The organism is Rhodococcus sp. IEGM 1318 (assembly GCF_033142465.1).
Classification (GTDB): Bacteria; Actinomycetota; Actinomycetes; order Mycobacteriales; family Mycobacteriaceae; genus Rhodococcus_F; species Rhodococcus_F qingshengii_B.
Map to the genome: position 1 here is coordinate 113092 of NZ_JAWLSC010000013.1, position 26309 is coordinate 139400.

Here is a 26309-nt window from a genome sequence, read left to right on the forward strand (position 1 = left end):
CGAGTCGGACTCACATCGCTTCGTCCGCTGTCGCTCGTCGTGCTACTGCTACACCGGACTGCGCTTGCCACCGTTCTTCGATGCGGCCGTACCGCCACACGAGTAGAGCAATCAGCCAGGTGGCGACAAAGAGTCCGACGATGATGAAGCCCATCGCACCGAGATCTAGGTTTCCGACAGCGCCGAGAATCCCGTCGTGGATGTCGAGTTTGTCGGTGAAGATCGAGATGATTTCCTGGGTCCCGATCAGCAGGGCGACTGCCACCGAGAGTCCGGTGATCACCATGTTGTAGTAGATCTTTCGGACCGGCTGAGCAAATGCCCAACCGTAGGCGAAGTTCATGAACGATCCGTCGATCGAGTCGAAAAGCGACATCCCGGCGCAGAAGAGGATCGGCAGAACGAGGATCGAATACCACGGGAGCCCTGTCGCCGCCGCGCCGCCGGCGATCACCAACAGTCCGACTTCGGTGACGGTGTCGAATCCCAGTCCGAACAGGAGACCGACCGGGTACATGTGCCAGGGCTTGCGAACCATCTTCATCACCGGGCCCAGAATCTTGTTCAGGGCGCCGCGGCTGTCGAGTTCCTTCTCGAGTTGTTCCTCGTCGAAGGTTCCGGCCTTGTACTTCGTGTACACCCGATGAATCCCGATGAGAGAGAAAAGGTTCAAGATTCCGATCAAAATCAGGAACGTGCCGGAAATGGTGGTGCCGAACAAGCCGGTCCACTTCTCCAGATCGGAGTTGTCGTCGGAAAGGCTGGTGGCCAGTTGCCGCACACCCAAAGCCAAGAGGGCGACGAGAACGAAGACGATGGTCGAATGTCCGAGCGAAAACCAGAACCCGACGGACATCGGTTTCTTGCCGTCCGCCACCAACTTCCGAGTGGTGTTGTCGATAGCGGCGATGTGCTCGGCGTCGAATGCATGACGCATGCCGAGCGTGTACGCCGTGACACCGAGTCCGATGCCGAAGACACTGCCTTCGATCGTGTAGTGGCCGGGGACAACCAGACCGAGAAGAACTGCCCACCCGACGACGTTGAGCGCTACGACGGTGACGGTCATCCCGATGATGGATCGACGCTGGCCTCGATCCAGACTGTGCCAAGCGCTGGCGATTCGAGTGCCCGTCGTGGTCATTGTCGTGGACATCGAACCTCACCGATCCTTCAGTCGCGGCCGGCGGCCACGCTACTGAAATCGTATAAGTGTTCAACTGTTCAGATAAGCGCCTGGAGGTTACAAATTGCCCATTCGGGAGTAAAGATATTTTGCGCGTCGATGGGAAATGCTCAGGCGAACACGGTATTGACCAGCGCGACGTAGATCGTCGTTCCGACGACGATGCTCAGGACGGCATTCTTTCGCCAGAGGTGCGCGGCGATCGTGGCGCACACTGCAATCAGTTCGGGTAGGCCGTGAGAAGGAGCGGTGATCGACACCCCTTTGAGTGAATACATGACGAGGATCAACATGACGCCTGCTGGCATGTAGATGCCGAGGTACCCGACCAGGGCGGAGGAGCGCAGTGGCATGAGCGCGGCGAACGGAATCGCCCGCAGCGCGAAGGTGACCACGGCCATGACGGCGACCGCCGCAAAGATGTACGAGGTGTCAGGCATCGATCTTCGCCTTGCGCGAGTCGTAGACGAAGCGGCAGATCAGGAAGAGCACGAAGGCGCCCATCGCAATTGGCAACATGTGGTCCGGCGCTGCCAGCCGGGCGACCAGAGCGCAGGTGACCGCGGCGACCGGCACCGCGAATCCTTTTTGCGCGCGAATTGCTTCGATCGAGAGGACGACGAACAACGCCGTCAGGGCGAAGTCGAGGCCGACGATCGAGTCCGGAATCCATTGTCCTGCTGTCGCACCCAGAATCGCGCCACCGATCCAGTAGCCGTGGAGGTACAGCTGGGAGTAGACGATGGTGCGGCCGGTGAGTGCCTTGGGATCGGCAGTCACCGACATCGCGTACGCCTCGTCGGTCAGCGCGAACATGCTGTAGAAGCGAGCGAAGGGATTTCGAATCTTCTCCAGCGGAAAACTCAAGGCGTAGAACACATGTCGAAAGTTGACCAGAAGTGCAGTCAGAGCGACGTACGGCAGTGGTGTCATGGCCGCGACCATTCCGACGGCGAGAAATTCCAGCGATCCTGCGTAGATCAGCGAGGTGAAAGCGACTGCCCACCAAGGGCTGAGCCCTTGTTGGACCACAAGAACACCAAGTGCGATCCCGAGTGGAAGCAGGCCGAATCCGACCGGTAGCGACAGCTGGAAGGCGTGCCGCCACGCCGGGGTTCGCGGTGGGAGTTCGACGGCTGGTGCGGCCGTCGACGATGCTGGTTCGATCACGACGCAAATCTATAACAAAGATCGAGGTGATCGATTGCTCAGAATGCCCACATATTGAACAGTGCGCAATAATAGTGCGATGGATGCCATGGATGACGCAATTTTATTTCACCTCCGTCAGGACTCGAGTTTGACGAACACGGAATTGGCGGATCTGGTGGGTCTGACACCGTCCCCTTGCCTGCGCCGCGTGAAAAAGCTCGAAGCCGATGGAATCATCACCGGGTACCGCGCGATCGTCAGTCAGGAGGCGCTCGGTCGAGGATTTCAGGTGATCGTCACCGCCGAGATCGGAGTCAACGATCAGGCGACCATCGAGGACTTCGAATCCCAGGTCGCAGCCTTCGACGAAGTGATCGAATGTCGGCGATTGTTCGGAATTCCCGACTACTTCATTCGGGTCGCGGTGAAAGATCTCGCGACGTACGAGAACTTCATGGTCACCAAGCTCAGCGGGCTTCCGGCTGTCTCGCGGGTGACGTCGCTGATCACCATGAAGACCATCAAGAGTGTCGACTGACGCCCGGACTCGGCTGAACCTGCTCCAGGTGTCGGTGGTCGGCGTTAACGTCGGAACATGGGATACGAATTTCAAGTCACAGTAGATTCGGCACATCCGCACGAACAAGCGAAGTGGTGGGCCGCAGCACTCGGGTGGGCAGCGGAGCCTAGCGACGAAGACTTCATCAGGGGCCTCGTCGCCGCTGGTCACGCCAAGGAATCCGACACCACGACCTTCGAGGGAGTCCTCGTCTGGCGCGAAGGTGCGGCCATCAGCGATCCGGAGCATCCCGAACGTCCCCGCGTTCTGTTCCAACTGGTTCCGGAATCGAAGACGGTGAAGAACCGACTCCATTTCGACATACGCGTGGGCGACAAGCGCGAGGACGTTGCAGCGCAACTCGAGAAGGCGGGGGCGACGATCCTGCACCGAGGAGCGCAGGGGCCGAGCGTGTGGATCACGATGACCGATCCCGAAGGAAACGAGTTCTGCGTCGGCTAGCGGTACGAACTCGGAGTGTCGCCGGTCCATCGTTTGAAGGCCCGACGGAACGCGCTGGGCTCGGAGAATCCCAATCGCGCCGAGAGTACTTCGACGGATTCTCCGCGCCGCAAACCAGCGATGGCTACGTCGCGGAGCACTTCCTCCCGTAGTTGATTCAGCGATGTTCCGTCACGCCGCAGCAGTCGACGCAGATGGGGAACACTGATCGAGAGCATCTCGGCGATCTCCTCGGCCGTGGAGGTTCGGCCTTTCACCCCGAGTTCCAGGACCCGTCGCACCTGCGCCGACGCGGTGCTGTCGTAATCGCGTTCTGACATGAGCTGAATCGGAGATTCTCGGAGGTACTCCTCCAATGTCTCCTCGGTTTGGATGATCGGTGCACGCATTGCCGAGTTGTCGAACTCCAGTGCCGCTCGCTGCGCGCCGAAGGTGACGGGCGCTCCGAAGATGTAGTCGTAGTCCTGCGCCAACCGCGCATCCGGTGCCGAGTACGGAAATTCGACTGCCCGAAGTCGGACGCGCTTTCCGATCAACCACGCGGAAAATCGGTGCAGCAAGATCAGGACAAAATCGGTCGTGACACGTTCTGCGACATCAGGTTCGGCGACGCCTTCGCGAGCTCGGACAGCGAAACTCACCCGAGTGCTTTCCTCACCCTTCTCGATCGACAGTGGTGCCAGAGCCGGTAGCGCACGGATCACGTCGGACATTCGAGCGAAGGCTGATCCGAGGTCAGGGCAATGGATCAATGTCAGGCAGATCAATCGGAAAGTGCCACGGGGGACCGGGGCGGATCCGAGGCCGAACAATTCGTCGTCGGTGATCTGCCAGGTGGATTGAATGAACCTGGTGACCTGAGTCGGGGTCAGCCGGGCGCGCGGGTCGGACAATGTCTCGAGGTCGATCCCAGCAGCTCGCAGTGCACCTGACAAGTCGACGTCGTTGTCCGGCGAGAACGCGAGATAGCGGTGGACGAATGCGGTCGGGATGGTCCGCGCTGTCATGGGTGCGCTGCTCCTTGGAGCAGGTGGAGACGGCGTGCAGCTTCGGACAGAATGTGGTCCTGCTTGCAGAAGGCGAAGCGCACCAGGTGCTTCCAATCGTCGCGGTTGTCCGCGAACACGTCGACCGGAACGGCTGCGACGCCGATACGCTCGGGCAGTGCGCGGCAGAAATCTCCCGCATCTGTTTCGCCCAACGGTCTGATGTCGGCAAGGAGGAAGTACGTGCCGCCGCCGGAATGCACCGTGAAACCGGCCTCGGTCAGAGCTTTTCCGAGTACGTCCCGTTTGCCCTGCAAGCTCTGTCGAAGTTCGACGACCCACGGCTGTTCGTTGGTCAGCGCGTAGGCAACGGCCGGTTGGAATGGTGCACCGGCAACAAATGACATGAACTGCTTGGCAGCGCGGACTCCGTCGATGAGTTCTCGGGGGCCGATCGCCCAGCCGGTCTTCCAGCCGGTGACATTGAAAGTCTTTGCGGCACTGGACACGGTGACGGTGCGCTCACGCATGCCCGGGAGCGACGCCATCGGTGTGTGGGTGAGGCCGTCGAAGACCAAGTGCTCGTAGACCTCGTCACTCAACACGATCAGGTCGCGTTCGCACGCGAGTTCGGCGATCGCTCGAAGTTCGTGATCGGTGAATACGGTGCCGGTGGGGTTGTGAGGACTGTTGACGATCAGCATCTTCGTCTTGGTGGTGATCGCGCCGCGCAATGCATCGAGATCGACCGCGAATCCGTCTCCCGCGGCAACCAGCGGAACTGTGCGACGCACAGCGCCTGCCAATGCGACGGATGCAGCGTAGGAGTCGTAGTAAGGCTCGATCAGCACTACTTCTTCGCCGGGTTCGACCAGTCCGAGAATCGCAGCACTGATCGCCTCGGTGGCGCCGACGGTGACCAGAACTTCGGAGTCGGGATCACTGTCGAGTCCGTAGCGGATGCGCCGATCCTCCGCGATGGCCCGACGCAAGACGGGCATGCCCGGACCGGGCGGGTATTGATTGACGCCTTCGGCGATGGCTCGACGCGCTACATCGAGCATGGCCGCAGGACCGTCGGTATCCGGAAAGCCCTGACCGAGGTTGACCGCGTCGTGAAGTGTGGCCAACGCTGTCATCTCGGCGAAGATCGTGGATGCGAACGGCTGCAGACGCGAGACGGTGCGGTTGCGGGGCGTCGAAGGCATCTTTGCAGCTTAGTCGGCTGACACCGCATCCTCACATCCGCTCGGACGCGGTGCTTGTCACGTTTGAATCGCCGCCATCGTCCAACTCTGTAGAGAGCATCGAATCCGGTGCCCCAGAACATACGGAGGCTTGCCATGACTCGCATTCCCGCAGTGACACCGTCAGAAGCCAGTCCGTTGATCAAAGTGGCATACAAATTCGCCGCCAGGCAGTACGACGAAGTCCCCGAGCCCTTTGCCGTCCTGGCCAACCATCGGAAATTGTTCGTCGCCGCTGCCCGTCACGAGATGGCCGTGCAGAAGGCGTCGAAGGTGCTGCCGTCGAACATTCGTGAACTGGCCGTCTATCGCGTCGCCTGGACGGTCGGCTGCTCGTGGTGTGTCGACTTCGGGACGATGCTCTCGCGCCTGGACGGTTTGGACATCGACAAGCTGAAAGGGATCGCGAATTACCGGGATTCACCGAAGTACAGCGAGGACGAGCGGGCCGCGATCGCCTACGCCGATGCCATGACCGGTGACCCCCACGGGGAGAACGGGGTGACGGACGAGCAGGTCGCGGATCTCGAGCGCAGGTTCGGGCGAGCGGGCGTCGTGGAACTGACCTATCAGATCGGGCTCGAAAACATGCGCGCACGGATGTATTCGGCGTTGGGGATCATCGAGCAAGGGTTCAGCACAGACTCCTGCCGCGTGCCCTGGGCCGAAGAATGATGCGCTGACTCGTCTACGGCAACTATCGACAATGCTCCGCAGATACGTGATCATGATTGACTAGCTCACGCATCTGCGGAGTGTTTCGGCTTGTTAGGTCCGCACTTGCGACCTACGATCACCTGGTGCCCAACATTCGAATCCGCGAAGCTGCCGGTCTGCTCGGTGTCAGTGACGACACCGTTCGACGGTGGGTCGACGGTGGGCTTCTCACCGCGACGACGGACGACTCCGGCCGCAAGGTCATCGACGGTGCCGAGTTGGCGGGCTTCGCCCGGTCCAACGCCGGACCCGCACCGGCCGATCCGCTCACGGGTGCGAGTTCGGCCCGCAACCGGTTCGCCGGCCTCGTCACCAAGGTCGTCACCGACAAGGTGATGGCCCAGGTCGAAATGCAGTGTGGGCCCTTCACTGTCGTCTCGTTGATGAGCACCGACGCGGTTCGGGAGCTCGGACTCGAGGTCGGGAGTATCGGAGTCGCAATCGTGAAGGCCACCACGGTCATCGTGGAAACGCCGTAACTCTGCAAAAACATACTGGAGGAAATTCGTGAAGCGTGTAGTCGGACTTGTTGCAGCAGGTGCCTTTTCGCTTGCTCTGGTGACCGGTTGTAGTTCCTCCGACAATTCGGCGTCGGAGACGTCGTCGGCCGCTCCGACCACGACCACTTCCAGTGATAGTGCCACGGGAAGCATCACCGTCTTCGCGGCGGCGTCACTCAAGAACAGCTTCACCGAACTCGGTAAGGAGTTCGAGTCCGAGAACCCCGGTTCATCGGTCACATTCAGCTTTGCCGGGTCCTCGGATCTGGTCGCCCAGATCACCCAGGGCGCACCGGCTGACGTGTTCGCCTCGGCTGACGCCGCCAACATGACCAAGGCCACCGATGCCGGTGTCGTCGCGGGGTCGCCCTCGGATTTCGCGAGCAATACCTTGACGATCGTTGTACCGCCTGGCAATCCGAAGGGCATCGCGTCCTTCGCCGATCTGGCAAAGGAGGGGACGCAACTGGTGATCTGCGCTCCGCAGGTCCCGTGTGGCGCGGCTACGAAGAAGGTCGAGACGGCCACAGGTGAGACCCTCTCGCCCGTCAGTGAGGAATCGTCGGTGACCGACGTTCTCAACAAGGTGACGTCCGGGCAGGCCGATGCCGGCATCGTTTACGTCACCGACGCTAAGTCCGCGGGTGACAAGGTGCAGACGGTCGCGTTCCCGGAAGCCACCACGGTGGTCAACCTGTACCAGATTGCGGTGCTGAAGGATTCGAAGAATTCGGAAACGGCAACTAAGTTCGTCGGTCTCGTGAAGGGGCCCAAGGGCTTGGCAGTTCTGAGTAACGCGGGATTCGCTGCCCCGTGATACACCTAAGACCGGCAGCCCGGGCTCCGCTCGGGTTGCCGGTATGGATTTACCTTCCGGCGCTGATCGGCGGGGCGTTTGTCATCGCGCCCTTGGCTGCGATGCTGGCCACCGTGCAGTGGTCGCAGTTCTGGGAACTCGTGACTTCCGAATCGTCGGTTGCCGCGTTGAAACTGAGTTTGAAGACAGCGGCAATGAGCACGCTGCTGTGCATCCTGTTCGGGGTACCGATGGCCGCGGTTTTGGCGCGCAGTCATTTTCGGGGACTGTCCGTTCTTCGATCCTTGATTCTGCTCCCGCTGGTTCTGCCGCCAGTGGTGGGCGGTATCGCGTTGCTGTACACGTTCGGGCGCAAAGGGCTGATCGGTGAGCAGTTGGAAGTGCTCGGCATCCAGATAGCATTCTCGACAACCGCGGTGGTCCTGGCGCAGACGTTTGTTGCGCTACCGTTCCTCGTTGTCAGCCTCGAAGGTGCACTACGCACTGCGGGTACAAGATACGAGGCCGTTGCCTCGACGCTCGGAGCCCGCCCGACCACTGTGCTTCGCCGGGTGACTCTGCCGCTGGTGCTTCCCGGTCTGGTGTCAGGGGCAGTTCTGGCTTTCGCTCGCGCACTGGGGGAATTCGGTGCGACGCTGACCTTCGCGGGAAGTCTGCAAGGGGTGACGCGTACCCTGCCGCTGGAGATCTATCTCCAGCGTGAGACCGATCCGTATGCAGCGGTAGCGCTTTCGCTGGTGTTGGTCGTAGTCGCGGTGGTCATCGTGGTTGCGGTGCGTGGACGCGGATCGGCGGGTTCGTTGTGAGTGGCCTCCACGTCGACATCGAGATCCCGGAGCGCGACGTCGTTGCGACGTTCGACGTCGCGGCGGGCGAGGTGACCGCCATCCTCGGGCCGAACGGCGCCGGCAAGTCGACGGTACTGGCGGCGGTTGCCGGACTGCATCATCCGCGGCGCGGGTTGATCGAACTCAATTCCCGCGTTCTCACCGATACCCGTAGGGGAGTCGCGTTGGCACCCCATCGGCGCGGCACTGCCCTACTCGCGCAAGAGGCACTTCTCTTTCCCCATCTCAGTGCGGCTGCGAACGTGGCGTTCGCGCCGCGCAGTGCAGGGCGGTCGCGTCGCGATTCCGCCGAGTCCGCGCGCCATTGGCTGGACGCAGTCGACGCCGGCGATTTGGCTGACCGCAGGCCTTCACAGCTCTCCGGCGGCCAAGCGCAACGGGTTGCAGTGGCGAGGGCATTGGCTGCTGAACCCGAACTGCTTCTGCTCGACGAACCGATGTCCGCGCTCGATGTCGCCTCCGCCCCCGCGCTGCGGTCGTTACTGCGCCGAGTGCTCAGGACCGGCGATCGCACGGCCGTACTGGTCACGCACGACGCTCTGGACGCACTGGCGCTGGCCGACACGGTTGTCGTCATGGACGGTGGCCGGGTCGTCGAACGTGGTGACGTACGAACAGTTCTGACCCGCCCGCGTAGTGCATTCGCAGCACGGATCGCCGGGATCAATTTGCGCAGCGGCACGATGGCCGGAGGCGGAGTGCTCAGAAGTCCGGTCGGGGTGGATATCGCGGGCCAGACGGAGACCGACCTACCGGCCGGCAGTGCCGCCGTGGCGGTCTTCGAGCCGCGAGCAGTGTCGGTCTACCTGGATCCGCCGCACGGCAGCCCACGAAACGCGTTTGCGGTCACGATCGCGGAGATCGAAAACCGAGGCGATGTCGTCCGAGTGCGAGCCGAGGACGAAGCCGGCCAGCCGGGCTTGTCTGCCGACATCACGGCGAGCGCAGCGGCCGAACTCGATCTGGTTCCGGGATCGGCCGCTACGTTTGTGGTCAAGGCCACCGAGACGCTGATCTATGCGCAAGGTGCAGGCTCGTAGACGTCCTCTACGACCGAATCCGCATAGAGGGCTGCAATTTCGGACGCGTACTTCTCGGCTATCGGCTTGCGCCTGAGCTTCATCGTCGGCGTCAGCTCGTCGCCGCCTGGCTCCCAGAACGTGGTGAGCACGTGAAACCGCTTGATCTGCTCGGCCCTCGACAGACGCGAGTTTCCCTCGGCGACAGCAGTTGCAACGATGTCGACGATCCGAGCGTCCTTGGCGAGTACCGCGGCCTCGGCCGCAAGTCCCAGTGAGCGTGCCGCTCCGACCGAGGCGTCGGCGCTGAGAGTGATCAACGCTGTGTTGAACTTTCGGCCGTCTCCGATCGTCACGACCTCACCGATCAACGACGACGACGTCTTCACTGCCGTCTCGATGGCGGCTGGTGACATGTTCTTTCCCGACGCATTGATGATCAGCTCCTTCTTGCGATCGATCACCGTGAGGTAGCCGTCCGCGTCGGCGGTGACGACATCTCCGGTCGAGAGCCACCCGTCTGCACTGATCGCTTCGGCCGTTTTTGCCGGTTCGCCGCGGTACCCCTTCATGACCAACGGGCCTCGAACCAGTAGCTCGCCGTCCGCCTCGATGCGCATTTCCATGCCTGGAAGCAACTTTCCGACCGTTCCGAGCTTGGTCGGCTCGGCCGGCGCGGTACTCGCGATGCATGTCAGCTCGGACATTCCCCAGATCTCCGAGATCGGAACTCCCAGGGCTGCAAAGAATGCCAATGTGTCCGGCGGAATCGGTGCGGCGCCAGAGATGGCCCACTTCAGTTCGGCAAAACCGAGTTTCGCACGCATAGCGGACAGGACCATCGCATCTGCTCGGGCGTAGTCCGCCTCCAGGTCGGCGGGAACGGATTCACCGGCTCGCAAGTGCGCGAGACGGGTGCGACCGACATCGAGGGCCCACTGCAATGCCGTTCGCCGCGCGTCGTCCGGTTCGTTGGCGACGGCCGATTCGACGGCAACCTTCAGTTTCTCCCACACACGGGGGACGCTGCCCCAGATCGTGGGGCGACAGTCCGGAAGCGCGGCCGCTACCTGGCTCGGATCCGGCACGACAGTGATCTGGGTGCCGAACACCATCTGCATGTACAGGCAGGTGAGCCGATCGGCGATGTGCGCCGACGGCATGTACGAGGTGATGCGGTCACCGAATTCGACGGGGAGTACAGCGCTTACGGCGTTGGTTTCGAACAACAGGCATGCATGAGTCGTCTCGACGCCCTTGGGGTTGCCGGTCGTGCCGGAGGTGTAGATCAACGTGGCGACGTCGTTCGGTTTCACCGAACGCCAGGTACCCTCGAAATCGAAATCAGTGGCGGCAGACGCCTTCATCTGCTCCAGGGTCACGGTGCCGGGCCGGTGGACATGCGATTGCGCGTCGACGACCACGATCGTCTCGAGTGTGGCACCCGAGCGGCGGACCGTATCCACGTACCGGTCTTCGCAGACGAGAACCCGTGCACCGGAATTGGCAAGGATGTAACGGATGGCTTCGGGTGCCGACGTGTTGTAGATGGAGAAGGACGTCGCGCCGAGATGTTGGGCACCGACGTCGATCGGGTAGAACTCGATGCGGTTGCTCATCATCAAGGCAACCGTATCGCCTTGTCCCACGCCGATTCCGGCCAATCCTGCGGCAACCTCGCGGACCTGTTCGGCGTACTCGCGCCACGTCAGTGTTCGCGCATCGGCGATATCACGTAGGGCCACCGCGTCAGGCGCTACTGCTGACACTCGCTGAAAGGCTGCACACAACGTGGTCATGATGTTCTCCTGGATGCCTTTGTCAGGGCTGATGCATTCGTCGGGGCCGCAGCGGTGGTTCTGTCTTCGAGTTCGCGGATCAGGTCGTGTGCCTGTTTGTCCCTGGCCAGATAGCCGTCGGCAAGGACATTGATGAAACCGCGTCCCCACGCCCAGGGTTCCCAGGCAGCGGGGGCAAGGGTCCGGGCGGCGCGGCGAGCGATCGCGTCGGCGATCACTGTCGCGGCACGGTCCGGGGAGATTCGATGACGGAGGGGACCGGGTAGTCGAGCGTCAAGTTTGCGCCCGATCTCGTCGTCGTCGAGAGTTGCGCGCGCAAGTTGTGTGTCCACCATCCCGAAGTACGCGATGCCGGCAGTGGCGCCGTAGCCGGCAACCTCGAGACGCAGCGCCCGGCCGAGCGCTTCGACCCCAGCCTTGCTGATCATGTACGAAGCGCCGCCCAAACCGGGGGCGAACGACGCTGCCGAGGACACGACGACGATGTGCCCACTGTTGCGGATCACCTCGTCGATGGTCGGATGCACGGTGTTGAAGACGCCGGTGAGATTGACGTCGAGCACGCGATCGAAGGCGTCGGGATCGATCTGGCGCAATGTTGCCGGGGGAGGGGTGATTCCGGCGTTGGCCACCACGACGTCGATTCTGCCCAGCTGCTCGATGATCGTTTGCACGGCTGCTTTCATGCCGTTCCGATCTCGGACATCGGCCGTCACCGTCACGACTCGCTGTGACCCGAATGAGCGCTCGGCCGTTGCCAATGAACTCTCGTTGACGTCGACCAGCGCCACGGTGGCCCCACGCCGGTGGAGAGTGCGCGCCAACGCGGAACCGATACCGTCGCCTCCGCCGGTGATGAGTACGACCTTTCCGGCGACGTCGTAGTCAATTCGGCGTCCGGGCAGTGGAATGCCCAGATCGCGGACTGTTCCCGCAATTGCGGACAAGCGTCCCGTCATTGCTTCAGTGCCTTCCGTGTAGAGCGCGGATGAGAACCTTGACCAGCCAGTCGATTCGGGCGGTCCTTCGAAATGTCGTCAGTGGTAAGGGCGAACGGAATCGTTGCCGGGTCATCGAACGAGCGTAGGTGAACTCCTTCAGACCATCTGGGCCGTGAACGCGCCCGAAACCAGATGCTCCGACCCCACCCAGCGGCAGGTTGGGAACCGCGGCATACATCACGTAAGAGTTCACCGACGCTCCTCCGGATCGGAGCCGATCGGCAACAGCCGCTCCATCCTTGCCGAAGACGCTTGCTCCCAATGCGTATGGCGACGCATTGACCAACTCCACCGCCTCGTCCATCGAGGCGACCTTGGTGATCGTCATCGTCGGGCCGAAAGTTTCCTCCGTGGCGGCGAGGCTGTCTTCGGGGACGTCGACCATGATGGTCGGTTGCACGTACTGACCGGAGATCGAGCCGAGCCCTCCGAGAACGACACGTCCACCTCGCGACACCGCGTCGTCGATGTGGCGCCGGATGACGGAGACTTGAGAGGGCATGGTGATCGGACCGATCTTGTCGTCGGCATTAGGACCCGCATGAACGCGGGCGGCCAAAGTGATTGTCTTGTCGACAAACTGGTCGTAGACCTGTTCGTGCACGTACACACGCTCGACGCCCAGACAGGTTTGACCGGAGTTGGACAATGCGCCCCACACCGCAGCATCCGCGGCGGCGCCAACATTTCCGTCGGCATCAAGGATGAGTGCGTCCTTACCGCCACATTCCATCAACACCGGTGTGAGGGTCTCGGCGCACGCTGCCATGACTTTCTTGCCCGTCGCGGTCGATCCCGTGAACCCGATCTTGTCGACACCGGCCAGGCACAGCGCCGCGCCGACCGAACCGTCGCCTGTGACAACTTGCAGCACAGGATGTTCAGGGACGACCTCGGCAAACGCTCGGACCAACCATTGCCCGACTGCCGGCGCGAACTCACTCGGCTTGTAGACCACGGCATTGCCTGCAGCCAGCGAAAACGAGAGCGAACCGAGCGGGGTGAAGACCGGATAGTTCCACGGACCGATCACACCGACCACTCCGAGAGGCCGATACTCCACCGAGGCAGCCTGATTGATCGTCAACAGACTGGAACCGACGGTGCGCTTGCCCAACACCTTTCGAGCGTTCTTCGACGCCCACGCGAGATGTTCGAGTGCCATGGCGATTTCGAGCATCGCGTCGGGGTGCGGCTTGCCCATGTCCCGGTGCACGACGTCGGCGAGTTCGGATGCTCGACGAGCGATGATTCCTCGCCACCGATCAAGTCGGCGGGCGCGTTGCTCGAAAGTCAGTTCCGCCCACCACGCGGCGGCGACTCGCGCTTCGCGCACTGCCTGTGTCACCGTGTGGTCGGTCGCATGCGCGGCCGTGTCGATCTCGTTTGTTGTCATCGCGGAGTCCCCTGAAGTGTGTGGTGGACGGCGCCGTCGGCCCAGTTGCGGGTCACGCGGCCGAGGATCGGTCTGGCAAGGGACAGAATCGGGGCGAACCACGGCTGCGCCTGCACAGCGAACGTCCAGGTGAGACGGCTTCCAGTCGAAGTCGGTTCCAGCACAAGGTCTTCGGCGAAACGCTTGAATCCCGGAAGTGACGCCGACTCCACATAGAACGACATCCGGTTCCCCTCGTCCCAGCGAAAGAATCTCTCGTCCAGTGCAGCAAAAGCGCCGGCCCGCACAGTTCGCGTGGTCCCGATGCCGAATGGTCTGGCCGAGGTCCAGTCGGCTCCGGTGATCCCGCGCGCCCACGACGCGATCGAACCGTTCGAGGTCAATGTCTGCCACAAGCTCTCACATGTCGCTTCGGATTCGATCCGGTGAGTGATCACCAGCGGAGCGGATCGGATGAAGGCTGCGTCGGCCGCCGCAAGAGAGAATTTTCCCTTCACAGGTCCACCACCAAAGACCCACCGGTGGAACGTGATCGACAGGTCAACATCGAATCGGCACGTTCGGATTCGGTGAGCAAGGTGTCTCGATGATCGACGCTCCCCGAGAGCACCCGAACCTTGCACGTACCGCAGAAGCCCTGTTGGCAGGAATACGCTACTCCGGGAAGTGCACGACGTATCGCAGCCAAAGCACTTTCGGACTCGCCCACATCGACGGTGAGACCGGTGCGCGCCAGATGCACCGTGAACTCCTTGCCGTCGACTACCGGGAGTGGGGAGAACCTCTCGCTGTGCACCGATCCGGTCGGATTGCCGGCGAAGGTCGCCGCGCGCACCATGTTCATCAGCGGCGCCGGTCCGCACGTGTACACCGCGGCACCGGGATCCGCAGCAGCGACCAGTGTTTCGATATCCGTCGGGCCCAACTCGTCGTCCGGTCGGATGGTTACCCGGCCGCTGGAGTATTCCTCGATCTCGTCGAGAAATGGCATGGCCGTCCGAGTTCGTCCGAGATAATCCAAACGCCACGGGATTCCGCGGCGGTGACAACGTTGCACCATGGGAAGGAGCGGAGTGATCCCGATTCCGCCCGCAACAAAGAGGTACGACGGAGCAGCGACAAACGGAAATGCATTGCGTGGCCCTCGTACGTCGACAACCATGCCGGGTTTCAGCGACTCGTGTATCTCGCGCGAGCCGCCCCCACCCTCGTCGATCCTCCGGACGGCGATCCGATACGAGGACAAGTCGTCGGGGTCGCCGCACAACGAATACTGTCGTTGCCTTCCCGAGGGGAGAAAGATGTCGAGGTGGGCGCCGGGAATCCACGACGGAAGGGTGATTCCTTCCCTCGGGGTCAAGGTGACACTCAGGACGTCGTCGCACTCTGACCGGACGGACTTCACGTCCAGAGTCATGTCGAACCCGCTGTAGCGGACCGGGCTGGGGCGCGAAAGTATGTGCGCTGCCGGACTTGCTGCAAAGATTCGGCGGTATGCGCCCGTCGCCTGTGCGGCAAACCTCAACGACCGGGTCGGTGTGAAGTCGTGTGCGTCGTGGGGGCTGTCGGCAGTCGTCTTGCTCATCTTTCACTCACTTCGGAGGAACGATTGGCGGCAGGCGAGCGAGCGAGGTAACGCATGGCGACGTCCATGTCCCCGATCTGGGAAGGATGGAAGCTCGGCCGCAGATACGGAGGAATCTCGGTGATCAGGAACTTCATGTTGGGTACCAGGCCGCGGCGAGTGGCGCTGATCAGTTGGAGAGGCCACAGTCGGCCCTTCGTCGTGGACGGGTCCTGTCGGAACAGGTAATTCATCGAGGCGATGAACAGCACGAACAACGTGAAGCTGGCCAGCAGCGCCGTGCGAACGCGTCTGGCGTAGCTGCCGTCCACGTACATGTAGGCGTCGAAGGCTACGTTGCGGTGTTCGACCTCCTCGGCACCGTGCCACTTGACCATGTCGAGCATCATCGGGTGCATGCCGGCATCTTCGAGGGCGGGATCGGTGAGCAGCCATTCCCCGACCACTGCCGTGTAGTGCTCCATGGCGGCAAACAAGCCGAGACGTTCACAGAGCCAGGCGTGCTTGGCTTTTCCGGTCAATCCTTTGTCGCCCAATATCTTGTCCACGAGCCAGTCCATCCGGCGTGACATCGGTTTCATGTCCATGCCGAGGTCCGCAAGATGCTCGCGGGCGCCTTTGTGCGACGACGCGTGTGTTGCTTCCTGGCCGACGAATCCCACCACCTCTTCGTGCAGGCGGGTGTCCTCGATGAGCGGGAGTGCTTCGGCGAGCGTTGCGGACATGGCCCGCTCTCCCTCGGGTAACACGAGATGCATGAAGTTGATGACGTGGGTGACCATCGGTTCGTTCGGCACGTAATGCAGTGGTACGCCGTCCCAGTCGAAATCGACGTCACGGGCGGCGATCGCATGTGCTTCGTCGGTGTAGCGGCGAGCGCCGGACGGTGCGACGACGGGTGTGCCTCGGAAGGCGTTGATGCCGAGCATTATCGGCTCCTCACGGTTTCTCGAGCAGTGGTGAGCGCTGCGGACGAGACGGGTTGTACCTGCGCGTAGTGAGCGAGGTCGGCTCGTTTGGTCCTGGCGCGGAAGGATCGGTTGAATCCGGGATAGAAGGTGTAATTGCGGCCGCCGTCGACGAGGTAGTAACTACTGCACCCGCCGGCGTTCCACACGCTGGTGGCGAGTCGGCGGTCTGTTGCGCGCACGAACTCATGTTGCACGTCTGCGCGGACGTCGATGCTGCCGATGCCGCGCTCGTCCATTTGAAGAATGCAGCTCACGATGTACTCGACCTGCGCTTCGATCGTGACGACCTGCGAGGTGTAGACCACGGAATTGGGGCCGAGGATCATGAAGAAGTTCGGAAAACCGCTGATGGTGGTGCCGAGGAAGGCCTCGGCACTGCCGTTCCATGTCTGCGCGAGGCTGCGGCCGTCCTGGCCTCGGATGATGTCGAACGACGGGTTGTCTCCCATCCGAAAGCCGGTTCCCATGACTATGGTGTCGATTTCCCGGAAGGTTCCGTCCGCGGTGAGAACTCCGCGCTCCTGCACCTCGACGATTCCGTCCGTCACCACCTCCACATTGGGTGACGCCAGCGCGGGATAGTAGGTGTTCGAGAACGTCGGACGCTTGCATCCGAATGCGTAGTGGGGGAGCAGCTTTGCGCGAAGCTCCGGGTCCCGCACCTGCCGTCGGAGGTGTGCTCGGCCGAGTGCAGCCAAACCTTTGAGCAGTGACGGCTTGTACACGAATCCGGGTACCAGGGCTTCTTGAAGCAGGTCGAGTCCCTTGCGTGCCAGTCGTTGGGTGAGCGGCACCCGCTCGAAGAGAGCGCTTGGCCAGCCTGTCATCGGCTGATCCGGATGCGGCAGGATCCACGTCGGTGTCCGCTGGAACACGGTCAACGTGTCCGCGAGCGGTTGCAGTCTGGGGATGATCTGCACCGCAGAGGCGCCGGTGCCGACCACGGCTATCCGCTCACCGCGAAGATCGTGGTCGTGGTTCCAGTCCGCGGTGTGGAACATCTGACCACGAAACGATTCGAGCCCGGGAAGGTCGGGTGTGGCGGGGGCACTGAACGGGCCGGTGGCCGCGACCAGGAACTGTGCCTCCCAGACGGTTTCCGCAGTGTGTACCCGCCAGATCTGGGCTTGCTCGTCCCACGAAGCTTCTGTCACGTCCTGGTTGCAGTGGAAATGACCGGCCAGTCCGAAGCGATGGACGCAATCCCGGAGATAGTCGTAGATCTCGGGCTGTAGCGGATACAGCCGCGTCCAGTTCGGATTGGGCGCAAACGAGAACGAGTACAGAATCGACGGGATGTCGCACTGTGCACCGGGGTAGGTATTGACCTGCCAGGTCCCCCCGGGCTCCGCGGCACGTTCCAGAACGACGAAGTCGTCGATCCCGGACTGCTTCAAGCGGACAGCCGTTCCGATGCCGCCGAAACCGGCTCCGATGACGACGACTCGTGTTCGGCGAGTTCGAGTTTCCTCGTCACCGGCCGATGGCCCCGAGGTTGGGTCGATGTCGACCATGTGTGACGCCTCCTGATTGCTGCGTGAACAACTGAACGAAGAGTAAGGCTGACATCAAGTGATGTCAACAGCGATTGATGTCAGAATTGAATTGATTGACATCGTGCGATGTCAGTTCGCTCGCGGGAGTCGGCGCGATAACCTGAGGTCGAGAGCACTGCCGGTCAGTGAGAACATGGGGACATGACGGATACCGAGGCTCGGCGCACCGGCTCGCGCAGGTGGCGTGGGCAGGAACCAGAAGATCGCCGCGCCGCGCGCCGGGCACAGCTGATCGAAGCCGGGTTGCAGATCATGGGCACCGAGGGTGCGGCCGCCGCGACCATGCGTGCGACCTGCCGCGAGGCTGCGCTGACCGAACGGTACTTCTACGAGAGCTTCGCCAATCGTGACGAACTGCTGGTCGCCGTGCTCGACGAGGTCGTTCTCGGGGCACGCGACACTATTCTGGACGCTCTCGAGGCGGCGCCTTCCGAACCGTCGGCCCTGATCCGTCACGTGGTGAAGGCCTTCACCACCTATGTATTCAAGGATCCGCGCCGTGGACGCATCATGTTCGTCGAATCCCAGGCGGAACCTGCGCTGTGGGAGCGAGGGCGAGAATTGATGGCGGAGTTCACCAATCCGATCTCCGCGTCGCTCGAGCTGATGTACGGCGGCGAGGCAACCGACTCCGCGAACTCCGAACTCAATTCGGTGGGGCTGTTCGGTGCCCTCGCGTTCATCTATCAGGCGCACACCCCGTCCTCCAAGATCTCTCGAAAGCGTTTGGTGGAACACATTTCGCTCATGGTCGAAGCGCAGGCGACGGTCAACAGCACGCCCGCGAGAAAAGAATGACGTCCGCGTCGGCCACAGGCGGAAAGCGTCTCGGTCCTGAAGACCGGCGTGAGCAGATCATTGTCAGCGCGGCAAAGGTTTTCGAGGAGAAGTCTTTTGCCGACGTCTCGATGACCGAGTTGGCCAAGGCGGCCGGGGTCGGTCGTCCGCTGCTCAATCATTACTTCGGCTCCAAGCGGGAGTTGTACCTCGACGTCGTGCGGCGATTCGTCTTCATTCCCGAAGTGGCGGTGGACCGTATTCAGCGATCGGCGAGCCAGGAGAAGCGGATCGGCGCCGTGATCGATCGGTGGCTCGACGTCGCCTGGCGTCATCGCGACATGTGGATCTCGACAGTCATGTCCGACGACCTCCGCCGTGATCCCGAGATGGATCGGATCCTGCAGGACGCTGACGACGTTGCTGCGCGACGCATGATGGATGCGCTCGAGATTCGACCGAGTGAAGGCAGCGAGGCTGCTGTTCATTCGATGATCGTGGCGTACGGAGGATTGGCGAAGGCTGCCAGTAAGCAGTGGTTGGTGACGGGAGCGCTCGACCGCGAACAGGTGCACCTTCTGCTGGTACGCAGTTTGCTCGCCATCGTGCGTGACGTTCTGCCGGCGTGCGATGCGGATTCCTGATTGCTCAGAGTGATCTCGCCACGAGGTCCTTCATGACTTCGTTCGATCCGGCGTAGATTCGCTGAATGCGAGCGTCGGCGTACATCTGGGCGATGGGATATTCGAGGATGTAGCCGTACCCGCCGTGTAGTTGCACGCAGCGGTCGATCACGGCGCACTGCTGATCGGTGAGCCAGTACTTGGCCATCGCGGCGGTAGTCGCATCGAGCTGCCCGGCAAGGTATTTGACGATGCAGTCGTCGATGAACGTTCGTGAGATACGAGCGATGGACGCGCACTCGGCAAGTTCGAAGCGGGTGTTCTGCAGATCGAAGAGCGTTTGCCCGAACATGTTTCGGGATTTGGTGTACTCGACGGTGAGGGCGACTGCACGCTCCATTGCCGCAGTGGCTGCAACCCCACAGATCAATCGTTCAGGCAGTAGCTGCTGCATCAGCTGGGCAAACCCTGTGCCTTCGCGGTCCCCGAGCAGGTTTGTTGCAGGCACCCGCAAGCGGTCGAAGAACAGCTCGGTGGTGTCCTGGCCCTTCTGTCCGACCTTCTCGAGTATTCGCCCCCGCTCGAAACCCGGTGTGTTGTAATCGACCTCGGCCACGATGAGCGACACTCCACGCGCTCCGAGGCTGGGATCGGTCTTGGCGGCAATGATCACCAGATCACAATTGCGACCGTTGGAGATGAATGTCTTTGCGCCGCTGATCAGATAGTCGTCACCGTCGCGGACGGCGCGGGTGGTGATGTTCTGCAAGTCGGATCCGGTGCCGGGCTCGGTCATGGCGATTGCGCCCACCCACTCGCCACTCACCAGCTTCGGTAGCCAGCGCAGTTTGTGCTCGTGATCGGCGTAGGCATTGAGGTAGTGCGGCACGATTCCCGAGTGCACGCCGAGTTGGAGCGAATGATCACCCGCCATGACCTGCTCGTGGAACAGCACGGCGTCGTGCGCAAACGTTCCTCCGCCACCGCCGTACTCGGTGGGGATCGACATGCCGGCGAGCCCGAGCGTCCCGAGTTCTCGATATGCGGATTTGTCGGGAAAACCCTGGGACGCGAAGCGTTTCTGATGCGGTGTGACGTGTTTGGCGAAGAAGTTCCTTGCCAGGTCGGCCACGGCCTCCAATTCGTCGTCCATCCACGGGGACCGGCGTTCGGTGGTTCGGGTTGCGGTAGATCCTTGCGTCATCGTGATTCTCCCGATCGATGAAATGCGACCCGCGAGCGGATCCGACTCCACCTATCATCCACACTGTTGACAGAGTGTCAATAAAGGGTGGTCGAATCGACCTCCGGACCCGCCTCGAATTCCACGTCGGCCGCCCGCAAGAATGGGACGACACAGACACGAACAGGCCGGCGCGAAGGATGGGCAGTGGACCCCGAAGAAACATCAGCGGGTCACGAGTCCAACCTCCCGGCTCCGCGGCCGGCGCGCAGCGTCCTGTTCGGATTGCCGCCGGTGGGAAACCGGTACCCCGGAGCGGTTCGCGTCGCCCTCGCGCTGGCGATTCCGGCGGCCATCGCCACACTTCTCGGATTCGGGTCAGCGTCGCTCCTGGTCGGCCTCGGTGCATTTGCATCGATCTACGGTGAGGGCCGTCCCTACCGGAGCAGGTGGAAGGCAGTCGGTATCGCCGCGACGGCGCTGACGATCCTGTCCTTCATCGGGGCATCAGTGGGCGAGCCCGTCCACCGAGCCATCGCCGAGGGAGCGCCGACGGTGCTGCTCGTCTTTGTCGTGCTGATCATGGCCGTCATGGTGTCGACCTGCGCCTTCACCGTCGACGCGCTTCGATTGGGCCCACCGGGCGCTTTCTTTCTGTTGCTCACCACCGAGATCAGCTCCGTGATCGCCACTCCCGGCCAGCCGCCGGTCGAGGTCGCGATGTGGACGGCAATCGGTGGGATCAGCGCGGTGGTCGTCTCGATGACGGGAATCCTGTGGGCACCGAGAACTGTCGAACGCAGCACTGTACAGGCAGCCGTCTCGGCCGTTTCGGACTACACGGACGCCCAGGCGGCGTACGCCCCACCCGAACTCACGCGAGACAAACGCCACGCTGCAGCACTTCGGCTGCACGACGCGTGGCAGTGCCTTTACCGCGGCGCAATCGTCGGGAAAGACCACCCGTTGACCCGTGAACTCGAACGAGCGCAGATCTCGATGGCCAGAGCGATCTCCGACGACCACGATCCGGAGCTCATGGCGGACCCCGCGTTCGACGTCGACGAGGTCGGGGCTCACCCGCCTCTGCCCGACCCGAATATCCGATATCGGTTCCTCCGCGCCTGCAATCCGTCCAGCCGAGCGTCGGTCACGGCACTTCGGCTGTCCATTGCCTGCATGGCCGCGGGAACCCTCACCGTCCTGCTCGGCATCGATCGCCCGGACTGGGCGGTGATCGCCGCGGCGATGGTCCTTCATCAAGGACCGGATCGAATACTGGGCACCTATCGCGGAATCCACCGCATCGGCGGAACCGTCCTCGGGTTGATTCTGTTGGGTGCCATCTACGCCTGGAGTCCGACCGGTCTGTGGTTGGTGGCGGTACTTGCCGTCCTGATGGCCGGGATCGAGCTGTTCCTGGTGCGGAATTACGGGATAGCCGTCATCTTCATCACCGCCCTCGCGATTCTCCTCGGCGCGGCCGGTGGTGCGCACGGGACCGTCCAACATCTGATCCTCAGCCGCATGCTCGAGACGGCAATTGGCGTCGTCGTGGCGTTGGTGGTCCTGTGGACGGTGGGGCGCGGTGCGCATCGACGCACTCTGATCTGGGTCGACGAACGGGCGAGTAGCGTCCTGTTCAAGCTACTGACCGAAATTCGCGCGAGGCACTATGCACCACAGGCGAATTGGTCGGAGCTTTCGGAGCTTCGACGGGACCTGGACTTCGAACTGCGAGGTAGCGCGATGGCCGGGATCGACGCCGCCCACAACGAACCCGAGTGGGCGTCGCAGCAGTGGAGGACGCACACCGAATTGCATCATCTGGGATCGGATGTACTGCACCGACTGTGGTTCGGAACGCAGGTGTCCAGATCACACCTCGAGGAATGGGAGTCTCGTTACTTGCGTTCGGGTTCGGTGTGATCGAGCATCGGCACAGCGCTGAACTTGGCTGGATTCGCAATATCGTAGGCTGCGCACACAACTCCGTCGCGGACAGTGAAGCCGGCAACGCGAGCGGCGAACTGCGGGTACTGGTCATCCCCTGGTGAGCCGGCGAATACACCGCCGAGCCGTCCGTTGACGAGAACCGGTGTCATCGAGAACAGCGCCGCCGGTCCGTACTTGCGGGCCAACCCCAGATAGAACCGCGCCACACGATCACTGCCGCGGACGACGTTGACTGCCGTGCGGGTAGTTCCGCCTGCGTCACCGATCAGGACGGCATCGGGATCGAGTGCATCGATCACGGCGTTCAGATCTCCACTCGCGATAGCCGTCACCAATCGCTCGACGGCGGCAGCATGCTCCTCGCTACTGACCGGGACCGGCGCCGAGGCTGCGGCTTTACGGGCCCGCGAGGCCAACTGACGGGCAGTGGCAACTTCGATGTCGAGGATTCGCGCAACCTCGGCGAAGGGCACGTCGAAGCCGTCATGCAGGACGAAGGCAACGCGTTGAGCGGGAGTAAGGGTGTCCAGGACGACGAGGGCAGCGAAACGATTCTGCTCCTGCGTCACGACGTACTCCAGCGGATCGGGTGTCGCTGAGGGTGTGCCCGCGGTGGCGTCGACGGGCGTGACGATCGGCTCCGGAAGCCACTGTCCGACATAGCTTTCTCTTCTGACCGCGGCCGATTTGAGATGATCGAGGCAGATCCGTCCGACAACAGTGGTGAGCCATCCGCGCAGTTCGCGGATCTGCAGCTCTTCGCCTCGCGTGGTTTCGGCAACTTGAAGCCGTATCCACGCTTCCTGCACCGCATCCTGAGCGTCGCTGAAACTTCCGGTGAGACGGTAGGCCACCGACGTCAGGTGGCCACGGTGTTGCTCGAAGTCCTGCGCAGTCGTCGGCGAAAGCATGCCCTCATGATACGGACCTCACACATTAAATCCGGCATGAATGTAACCGTTGACCCAGGTAGTGGGTGCCGACGTATGGTTTCGGCACTGCTAACGGCTCGATTCCGTCGTCACATTCATTGGAGTCCCACGTGTTTCGGTCTTTCCCGCTCATGTCGCTCAACTGTTGTCGTTGAACTGACATTCCCCACACCTGCCTGTGCCGAGCGCCGCACACGGCGCTCCGGACAGGTGTAGCCGAGAACTGAACCAATCATCTTCTACAGGAAGCAACTTCATGATTCGCCCTCGTTTCGCGCGCTCGGTAGCCGCGGCCGTCGCCTTTGTCACTCTGTCCAGCCTTGCCGTTGCCTGCTCGGGCTCCTCCGACGAAGTCGTCAAGACCGCCGACGGCAAGACCGTCCTGCGGTACGAGGGCAGCACCGGACAGGTCATCTACCCCGAACTGGCCGCTGACCTCGGCTACTTCAACGACGTGGAGCTCAACTGGATCGGTGACACGACCAGCGGCCCTCAGAGCATCCAGAACGCAGCGACTGGTCAAACCGAGTTCGGCGGAGCGTTCAACGGTGCGGTGGTGAAGTTGGCTTCCGCCGGTTCACCGATCACCTCGGTCATCGGGTACTACGGCTCCGACAAGGAGAGCTTCAACGGGTACTACGTACTCGACGACAGTCCGATCAAGTCGGCGAAGGACTTGATCGGCAAGAAGGTCGGGATGAACACCCTCGGTGCGCACCACGAGTTCGTCGTCCGTGAATGGCTTGCGCGGCAGGGACTTACGCCTGACGAGATCAAGCAGGTTGAATTGATCGTCGTTCCGCCGGTCAACACGGAACAGGCGCTGCGCCAGGGACAGATCGATGTCGCCACCCTCGGCTCGGTCTTCCGTGACTCAGCGCTCGAACGCGGTGGTCTTCGCGAGCTGTTCACCGACGAATCGCTGTTCGGCTCGTTCACCTACGGCACGTTGGTGTTCCGTGACGACTACATCGCGCAGAACAAGGAGGCGGTCGCCGATTTCGTACAGGGAACAGCGAGGGCCATCCGCTGGACGCAGACGCACCCACGAGAAGAAGTGATCGCGAAGCTGACGTCGATCATCAACAGCCGCGGACGCAACGAGGACACCAAGCTCATCAGTTACTGGAAGAGCCCAGGAGTCGCCGGTCCCGGCGGAACGATCACCGATACCGAGATCAGCACGTGGATCGACTGGCTCACCCGTAACGGCGAACTCGAAGAAGGAAAGTTGAAGCCGTCGGACATCTACACCAACGAATTCAACCCGTACGCCAACGGAACGTATTCACCCGACAGCGGCGCTGACGGACAGGCACTGGAGGCAGCAAAATGAGCACAGAACCGAAACTACGGCTCGAGCACGTCACCAAACAGTTCGACATTCGTGGGACCGACGAAGTTTTCACCGCGGTCGAGGACATCAACATCGACGTGGCGCCGGGGGAGTTCCTGGTCCTCGTCGGGCCGAGTGGTTGCGGCAAGTCGACTCTGCTGGACCTCCTCGGAGGACTTAGTTCGCCCACTTCCGGTCGAATCCTTCTGGACGGCAAGCAGATCACGGGCCCAGGCTTGGATCGGGGAATCGTCTTCCAGCAATACGCGCTACTTCCATGGCGAACTGCACGTCACAATATCGAGTTCGGACTCGAAGCGAAGGGCGTGAAGAAGAGCGAGCGACGCGAACTCGCCGAGCATTACCTCGAACTGGTCGGTCTGCAAGGTTTCGCGGATCGCTATCCGCACGAGTTGTCCGGTGGAATGAAGCAGCGAGTCGCGATCGCCCGCAGCTTGGCATTCGATCCCGAAGTGTTGCTGATGGACGAACCATTTGCTGCGCTGGACGCACAGACGCGAGAGTCGCTGCAGGACGAGCTTCTGCGCATCTGGAAGGCCACCGGCAAGACCATCCTGTTCATCACCCACGGAATCGACGAGGCCATCTACCTCGGGCAACGTGTTGCAGTACTGACTTCGCGCCCGGGGCGCGTCAAGACGATCGTCGACATCGACATCGACCGGTCCGGCGACGACGTGCGATCAGGCGAGGAGTTCCGTGTGTTCCGGCACCGGATCTGGACGCTGCTGCACGGTGAAGTCGAGCGCGCTCGGGCCGGCGAACTCGATCCTGCCAAGGAGGTTGCACATGTCTAGCGCATTGGCGACGCCGGAGGTGGTCGCCACCCCGAAACCGTTGGCCGACAGAACACCTGACATTGCGCAGCGGAGCCAGGCCGGCGGCAAGGCGGCGCGCTACATCGGTTCCACCGCCTGGCGGATTGCCAAGCCGTCGATTGCGATCGCGATCTTCCTCGGGATCTGGGAAGCGGCACCTCGGCTCGGGCTGGTGGACAAGGTCTTCCTGCCGCCCTTCGCCGAAGTTGTGTCCGCATTCTTCACTCTCGCCGAGAACGGACAATTGCAAGAGCATGTTTCGGCCAGTCTGACGCGTGCGCTGACCGGCTTCTTCGTGGCCATTGCGATCGCGATTCCGTTGGGAATCGCGATCGCCTGGTACCGCCCGGTCTCCGACTTCCTCAACCCGATTCTCGAATTGTTCCGCAACACAGCAGCCTTGGCTCTGCTTCCCGTCTTCGTGCTGATTCTCGGAATCGGTGAGGAATCGAAGATCGCTCTGGTGATCTACGCCTGCACCTTCCCGATTCTGCTCAACACGATCTCCGGTGTGCGAACAGTGGACCCCCTGCTGATCAAGTCCGCTGCCTCGCTGGGGTTCTCCTCGATTCGGCTGTTCCAGAAGGTGGTTCTGCCCGCCGCAGTTCCCACGATCTTCACGGGTATCCGCATGGCCGCCGCGTCGTCGATTCTCGTGCTGATCGCCGCCGAAATGGTCGGGGCCAAAGCCGGTCTCGGGTATCTGATCACCGCTTCCCAACTCAACTTCCAGATCCCGAACATGTATGCGGGCATCGTCGCGATCTCGTTGTTGGGTCTGACAATCAACGCGATTCTGGTCCTGATCGAACGTCGGCTCTCGCGCTGGCGCGTCACCACCTGACCACACTTTCACGGAAAG

Annotated in this window: 27 protein-coding genes; 13 read left to right on the forward strand and 14 right to left on the reverse strand. The window is 62.1% G+C overall.

Features of this window, described 5'->3' with window-relative positions; all coding sequences use genetic code 11:
* Positions 1-10: 10 nt before the first annotated feature.
* From R4P65_RS26365 to R4P65_RS26375, 3 genes are all read right to left on the reverse strand, one after another.
* Positions 11-1156, reverse strand: coding sequence for a HoxN/HupN/NixA family nickel/cobalt transporter (locus R4P65_RS26365; protein ID WP_317828706.1), 1146 nt, complete (start codon positions 1154-1156; stop codon positions 11-13).
* A gap of 140 nt (positions 1157-1296) precedes the next feature.
* Positions 1297-1626 (reverse strand): branched-chain amino acid transporter permease, encoded by a 330-nt coding sequence (locus R4P65_RS26370; RefSeq protein ID WP_003940007.1) that lies wholly within the window; start codon positions 1624-1626, stop codon positions 1297-1299.
* Positions 1619-2356, reverse strand: coding sequence for an AzlC family ABC transporter permease (locus R4P65_RS26375; protein ID WP_317828707.1), 738 nt, complete (start codon positions 2354-2356; stop codon positions 1619-1621). Before R4P65_RS26375 ends, R4P65_RS26370 begins: the two co-directional genes overlap by 8 nt.
* Positions 2357-2435: 79 nt before the next feature.
* On the opposite strand from R4P65_RS26375, the gene R4P65_RS26380 reads away from it, so the two are divergent.
* Both R4P65_RS26380 and R4P65_RS26385 read left to right on the forward strand, forming a co-directional pair.
* Complete coding sequence (locus R4P65_RS26380) at positions 2436-2876, forward strand: Lrp/AsnC family transcriptional regulator (RefSeq protein WP_020970517.1); 441 nt, start codon at positions 2436-2438, stop codon at positions 2874-2876.
* A gap of 57 nt (positions 2877-2933) precedes the next feature.
* A complete protein-coding gene (locus tag R4P65_RS26385) occupies positions 2934-3359 on the forward strand; it encodes a VOC family protein (RefSeq protein ID WP_317828708.1) in 426 nt (141 codons plus the stop codon).
* On the opposite strand, the gene R4P65_RS26390 is transcribed toward R4P65_RS26385, so the two are convergent.
* Complete coding sequence (locus tag R4P65_RS26390) at positions 3356-4366, reverse strand: AraC family transcriptional regulator (protein ID WP_317828710.1); 1011 nt, start codon at positions 4364-4366, stop codon at positions 3356-3358. The genes R4P65_RS26385 and R4P65_RS26390 overlap by 4 nt on opposite strands.
* Entirely contained in the window at positions 4363-5553 is a 1191-nt protein-coding gene (locus R4P65_RS26395) for a pyridoxal phosphate-dependent aminotransferase (protein ID WP_317828711.1), read from the reverse strand. The genes R4P65_RS26390 and R4P65_RS26395 overlap by 4 nt, the downstream gene beginning before the upstream one ends.
* A 135-nt stretch (positions 5554-5688) precedes the next feature.
* Here R4P65_RS26395 and R4P65_RS26400 point away from each other — a divergent pair, with 135 nt between their 5' ends.
* The 5 genes from R4P65_RS26400 to R4P65_RS26420 all read left to right on the forward strand — a co-directional run bounded on the left by R4P65_RS26400 (position 5689) and on the right by R4P65_RS26420 (position 9514).
* Complete coding sequence (locus R4P65_RS26400; RefSeq protein WP_230814557.1) at positions 5689-6267, forward strand: carboxymuconolactone decarboxylase family protein; 579 nt, start codon at positions 5689-5691, stop codon at positions 6265-6267.
* Between the two features lie 125 nt (positions 6268-6392).
* The gene (locus R4P65_RS26405; RefSeq protein WP_003940157.1) at positions 6393-6788 is read left to right on the forward strand and encodes a molybdopterin-binding protein; all 396 of its coding nucleotides are present in this window, start codon (positions 6393-6395) and stop codon (positions 6786-6788) included.
* Positions 6789-6816: 28 nt separating this feature from the next.
* Complete coding sequence (gene modA, locus R4P65_RS26410; protein ID WP_317828712.1) at positions 6817-7626, forward strand: molybdate ABC transporter substrate-binding protein; 810 nt, start codon at positions 6817-6819, stop codon at positions 7624-7626.
* Positions 7623-8432 (forward strand): ABC transporter permease, encoded by an 810-nt coding sequence (locus tag R4P65_RS26415; RefSeq protein ID WP_230814555.1) that lies wholly within the window; start codon positions 7623-7625, stop codon positions 8430-8432. The genes modA and R4P65_RS26415 overlap by 4 nt, the downstream gene beginning before the upstream one ends.
* The gene (locus R4P65_RS26420) at positions 8429-9514 is read left to right on the forward strand and encodes a sulfate/molybdate ABC transporter ATP-binding protein (protein WP_317828713.1); all 1086 of its coding nucleotides are present in this window, start codon (positions 8429-8431) and stop codon (positions 9512-9514) included. Before R4P65_RS26415 ends, R4P65_RS26420 begins: the two co-directional genes overlap by 4 nt.
* Here R4P65_RS26420 and fadD11 read toward each other — a convergent pair.
* From fadD11 to R4P65_RS26455, 7 genes are read right to left on the reverse strand one after another with little or no spacing between them, the layout of a single operon-like run.
* Positions 9490-11292 (reverse strand): fatty acid--CoA ligase FadD11, encoded by a 1803-nt coding sequence (fadD11, locus tag R4P65_RS26425; RefSeq protein ID WP_317828714.1) that lies wholly within the window; start codon positions 11290-11292, stop codon positions 9490-9492. The two genes, R4P65_RS26420 and fadD11, sit on opposite strands and share 25 nt — an antisense overlap.
* The gene (locus tag R4P65_RS26430; RefSeq protein WP_317828715.1) at positions 11289-12251 is read right to left on the reverse strand and encodes an SDR family oxidoreductase; all 963 of its coding nucleotides are present in this window, start codon (positions 12249-12251) and stop codon (positions 11289-11291) included. The genes fadD11 and R4P65_RS26430 overlap by 4 nt, the downstream gene beginning before the upstream one ends.
* Before the next feature lie 4 nt (positions 12252-12255).
* Positions 12256-13689 carry an aldehyde dehydrogenase family protein gene (locus R4P65_RS26435; RefSeq protein WP_317828716.1) on the reverse strand — a complete coding sequence of 478 codons (1434 nt, stop codon included), beginning with the start codon at positions 13687-13689 and terminating at the stop codon, positions 12256-12258.
* Entirely contained in the window at positions 13686-14186 is a 501-nt protein-coding gene (locus R4P65_RS26440; protein WP_317828717.1) for an SRPBCC family protein, read from the reverse strand. The genes R4P65_RS26435 and R4P65_RS26440 overlap by 4 nt, the downstream gene beginning before the upstream one ends.
* On the reverse strand, positions 14183-15274 hold the full coding sequence (locus R4P65_RS26445) for a PDR/VanB family oxidoreductase (protein ID WP_317828718.1): 1092 nt from the start codon (positions 15272-15274) through the stop codon (positions 14183-14185). Before R4P65_RS26445 ends, R4P65_RS26440 begins: the two co-directional genes overlap by 4 nt.
* Positions 15271-16203 (reverse strand): metal-dependent hydrolase, encoded by a 933-nt coding sequence (locus R4P65_RS26450; protein ID WP_317828719.1) that lies wholly within the window; start codon positions 16201-16203, stop codon positions 15271-15273. The genes R4P65_RS26445 and R4P65_RS26450 overlap by 4 nt, the downstream gene beginning before the upstream one ends.
* Positions 16203-17759: an NAD(P)/FAD-dependent oxidoreductase gene (locus R4P65_RS26455; protein WP_317828720.1), complete on the reverse strand. Its 1557-nt coding sequence runs from the start codon at positions 17757-17759 to the stop codon at positions 16203-16205. The genes R4P65_RS26450 and R4P65_RS26455 overlap by 1 nt, the downstream gene beginning before the upstream one ends.
* A gap of 183 nt (positions 17760-17942) precedes the next feature.
* Between R4P65_RS26455 and R4P65_RS26460 the strand changes: the two genes are divergently transcribed.
* Together R4P65_RS26460 and R4P65_RS26465 are read left to right on the forward strand one after the other, a co-directional pair.
* On the forward strand, positions 17943-18599 hold the full coding sequence (locus tag R4P65_RS26460) for a TetR/AcrR family transcriptional regulator (RefSeq protein ID WP_317828721.1): 657 nt from the start codon (positions 17943-17945) through the stop codon (positions 18597-18599).
* Positions 18596-19222, forward strand: coding sequence for a TetR/AcrR family transcriptional regulator (locus R4P65_RS26465; protein WP_317828722.1), 627 nt, complete (start codon positions 18596-18598; stop codon positions 19220-19222). The genes R4P65_RS26460 and R4P65_RS26465 overlap by 4 nt, the downstream gene beginning before the upstream one ends.
* A gap of 4 nt (positions 19223-19226) precedes the next feature.
* Here R4P65_RS26465 and R4P65_RS26470 read toward each other — a convergent pair whose 3' ends face one another.
* Positions 19227-20405, reverse strand: a complete 1179-nt coding sequence (locus tag R4P65_RS26470; protein ID WP_317828723.1) for an acyl-CoA dehydrogenase family protein — start codon at positions 20403-20405, stop codon at positions 19227-19229.
* Between the two features lie 186 nt (positions 20406-20591).
* Between R4P65_RS26470 and R4P65_RS26475 the strand changes: the two genes are divergently transcribed.
* A complete protein-coding gene (locus R4P65_RS26475) occupies positions 20592-22313 on the forward strand; it encodes an FUSC family protein (RefSeq protein ID WP_317828724.1) in 1722 nt (573 codons plus the stop codon).
* Here R4P65_RS26475 and R4P65_RS26480 read toward each other — a convergent pair.
* Entirely contained in the window at positions 22289-23251 is a 963-nt protein-coding gene (locus R4P65_RS26480) for a sigma-70 family RNA polymerase sigma factor (RefSeq protein WP_317828725.1), read from the reverse strand. The genes R4P65_RS26475 and R4P65_RS26480 overlap by 25 nt on opposite strands.
* 277 nt (positions 23252-23528) lie before the next feature.
* Here R4P65_RS26480 and R4P65_RS26485 point away from each other — a divergent pair, with 277 nt between their 5' ends.
* Genes R4P65_RS26485 through R4P65_RS26495 form a run of 3 tightly spaced genes read left to right on the forward strand, consistent with a single transcriptional unit; the run spans position 23529 to position 26291 of the window.
* Positions 23529-24608 carry an ABC transporter substrate-binding protein gene (locus R4P65_RS26485; protein ID WP_019744955.1) on the forward strand — a complete coding sequence of 360 codons (1080 nt, stop codon included), beginning with the start codon at positions 23529-23531 and terminating at the stop codon, positions 24606-24608.
* On the forward strand, positions 24605-25426 hold the full coding sequence (locus tag R4P65_RS26490; protein ID WP_003940477.1) for an ABC transporter ATP-binding protein: 822 nt from the start codon (positions 24605-24607) through the stop codon (positions 25424-25426). The genes R4P65_RS26485 and R4P65_RS26490 overlap by 4 nt, the downstream gene beginning before the upstream one ends.
* On the forward strand, positions 25419-26291 hold the full coding sequence (locus R4P65_RS26495) for an ABC transporter permease (RefSeq protein WP_317828726.1): 873 nt from the start codon (positions 25419-25421) through the stop codon (positions 26289-26291). Before R4P65_RS26490 ends, R4P65_RS26495 begins: the two co-directional genes overlap by 8 nt.
* Positions 26292-26309 lie beyond the last annotated feature (18 nt).

Coding starts and splice junctions, on each gene's coding strand:
- R4P65_RS26390 (WP_317828710.1), bottom strand. CDS start 4,366: ATGACAGCGCGGACCATCCCGACCGCATTCGTCCACCGCTATCTCGCG.
- R4P65_RS26455 (WP_317828720.1), bottom strand. CDS start 17,759: ATGGTCGACATCGACCCAACCTCGGGGCCATCGGCCGGTGACGAGGAA.
- R4P65_RS26495 (WP_317828726.1), top strand. CDS start 25,419: ATGTCTAGCGCATTGGCGACGCCGGAGGTGGTCGCCACCCCGAAACCG.
- R4P65_RS26445 (WP_317828718.1), bottom strand. CDS start 15,274: ATGAGCAAGACGACTGCCGACAGCCCCCACGACGCACACGACTTCACA.
- R4P65_RS26370 (WP_003940007.1), bottom strand. CDS start 1,626: ATGCCTGACACCTCGTACATCTTTGCGGCGGTCGCCGTCATGGCCGTG.
- R4P65_RS26395 (WP_317828711.1), bottom strand. CDS start 5,553: ATGCCTTCGACGCCCCGCAACCGCACCGTCTCGCGTCTGCAGCCGTTC.
- R4P65_RS26485 (WP_019744955.1), top strand. CDS start 23,529: ATGATTCGCCCTCGTTTCGCGCGCTCGGTAGCCGCGGCCGTCGCCTTT.
- R4P65_RS26435 (WP_317828716.1), bottom strand. CDS start 13,689: ATGACAACAAACGAGATCGACACGGCCGCGCATGCGACCGACCACACG.
- R4P65_RS26400 (WP_230814557.1), top strand. CDS start 5,689: ATGACTCGCATTCCCGCAGTGACACCGTCAGAAGCCAGTCCGTTGATC.
- R4P65_RS26470 (WP_317828723.1), bottom strand. CDS start 20,405: ATGACGCAAGGATCTACCGCAACCCGAACCACCGAACGCCGGTCCCCG.
- R4P65_RS26480 (WP_317828725.1), bottom strand. CDS start 23,251: ATGCTTTCGCCGACGACTGCGCAGGACTTCGAGCAACACCGTGGCCAC.
- R4P65_RS26460 (WP_317828721.1), top strand. CDS start 17,943: ATGACGGATACCGAGGCTCGGCGCACCGGCTCGCGCAGGTGGCGTGGG.
- R4P65_RS26385 (WP_317828708.1), top strand. CDS start 2,934: ATGGGATACGAATTTCAAGTCACAGTAGATTCGGCACATCCGCACGAA.
- fadD11 (WP_317828714.1), bottom strand. CDS start 11,292: ATGACCACGTTGTGTGCAGCCTTTCAGCGAGTGTCAGCAGTAGCGCCT.
- R4P65_RS26465 (WP_317828722.1), top strand. CDS start 18,596: ATGACGTCCGCGTCGGCCACAGGCGGAAAGCGTCTCGGTCCTGAAGAC.
- R4P65_RS26450 (WP_317828719.1), bottom strand. CDS start 16,203: ATGCTCGGCATCAACGCCTTCCGAGGCACACCCGTCGTCGCACCGTCC.
- R4P65_RS26380 (WP_020970517.1), top strand. CDS start 2,436: ATGGATGCCATGGATGACGCAATTTTATTTCACCTCCGTCAGGACTCG.
- R4P65_RS26365 (WP_317828706.1), bottom strand. CDS start 1,156: ATGTCCACGACAATGACCACGACGGGCACTCGAATCGCCAGCGCTTGG.
- R4P65_RS26430 (WP_317828715.1), bottom strand. CDS start 12,251: ATGACGGGACGCTTGTCCGCAATTGCGGGAACAGTCCGCGATCTGGGC.
- R4P65_RS26490 (WP_003940477.1), top strand. CDS start 24,605: ATGAGCACAGAACCGAAACTACGGCTCGAGCACGTCACCAAACAGTTC.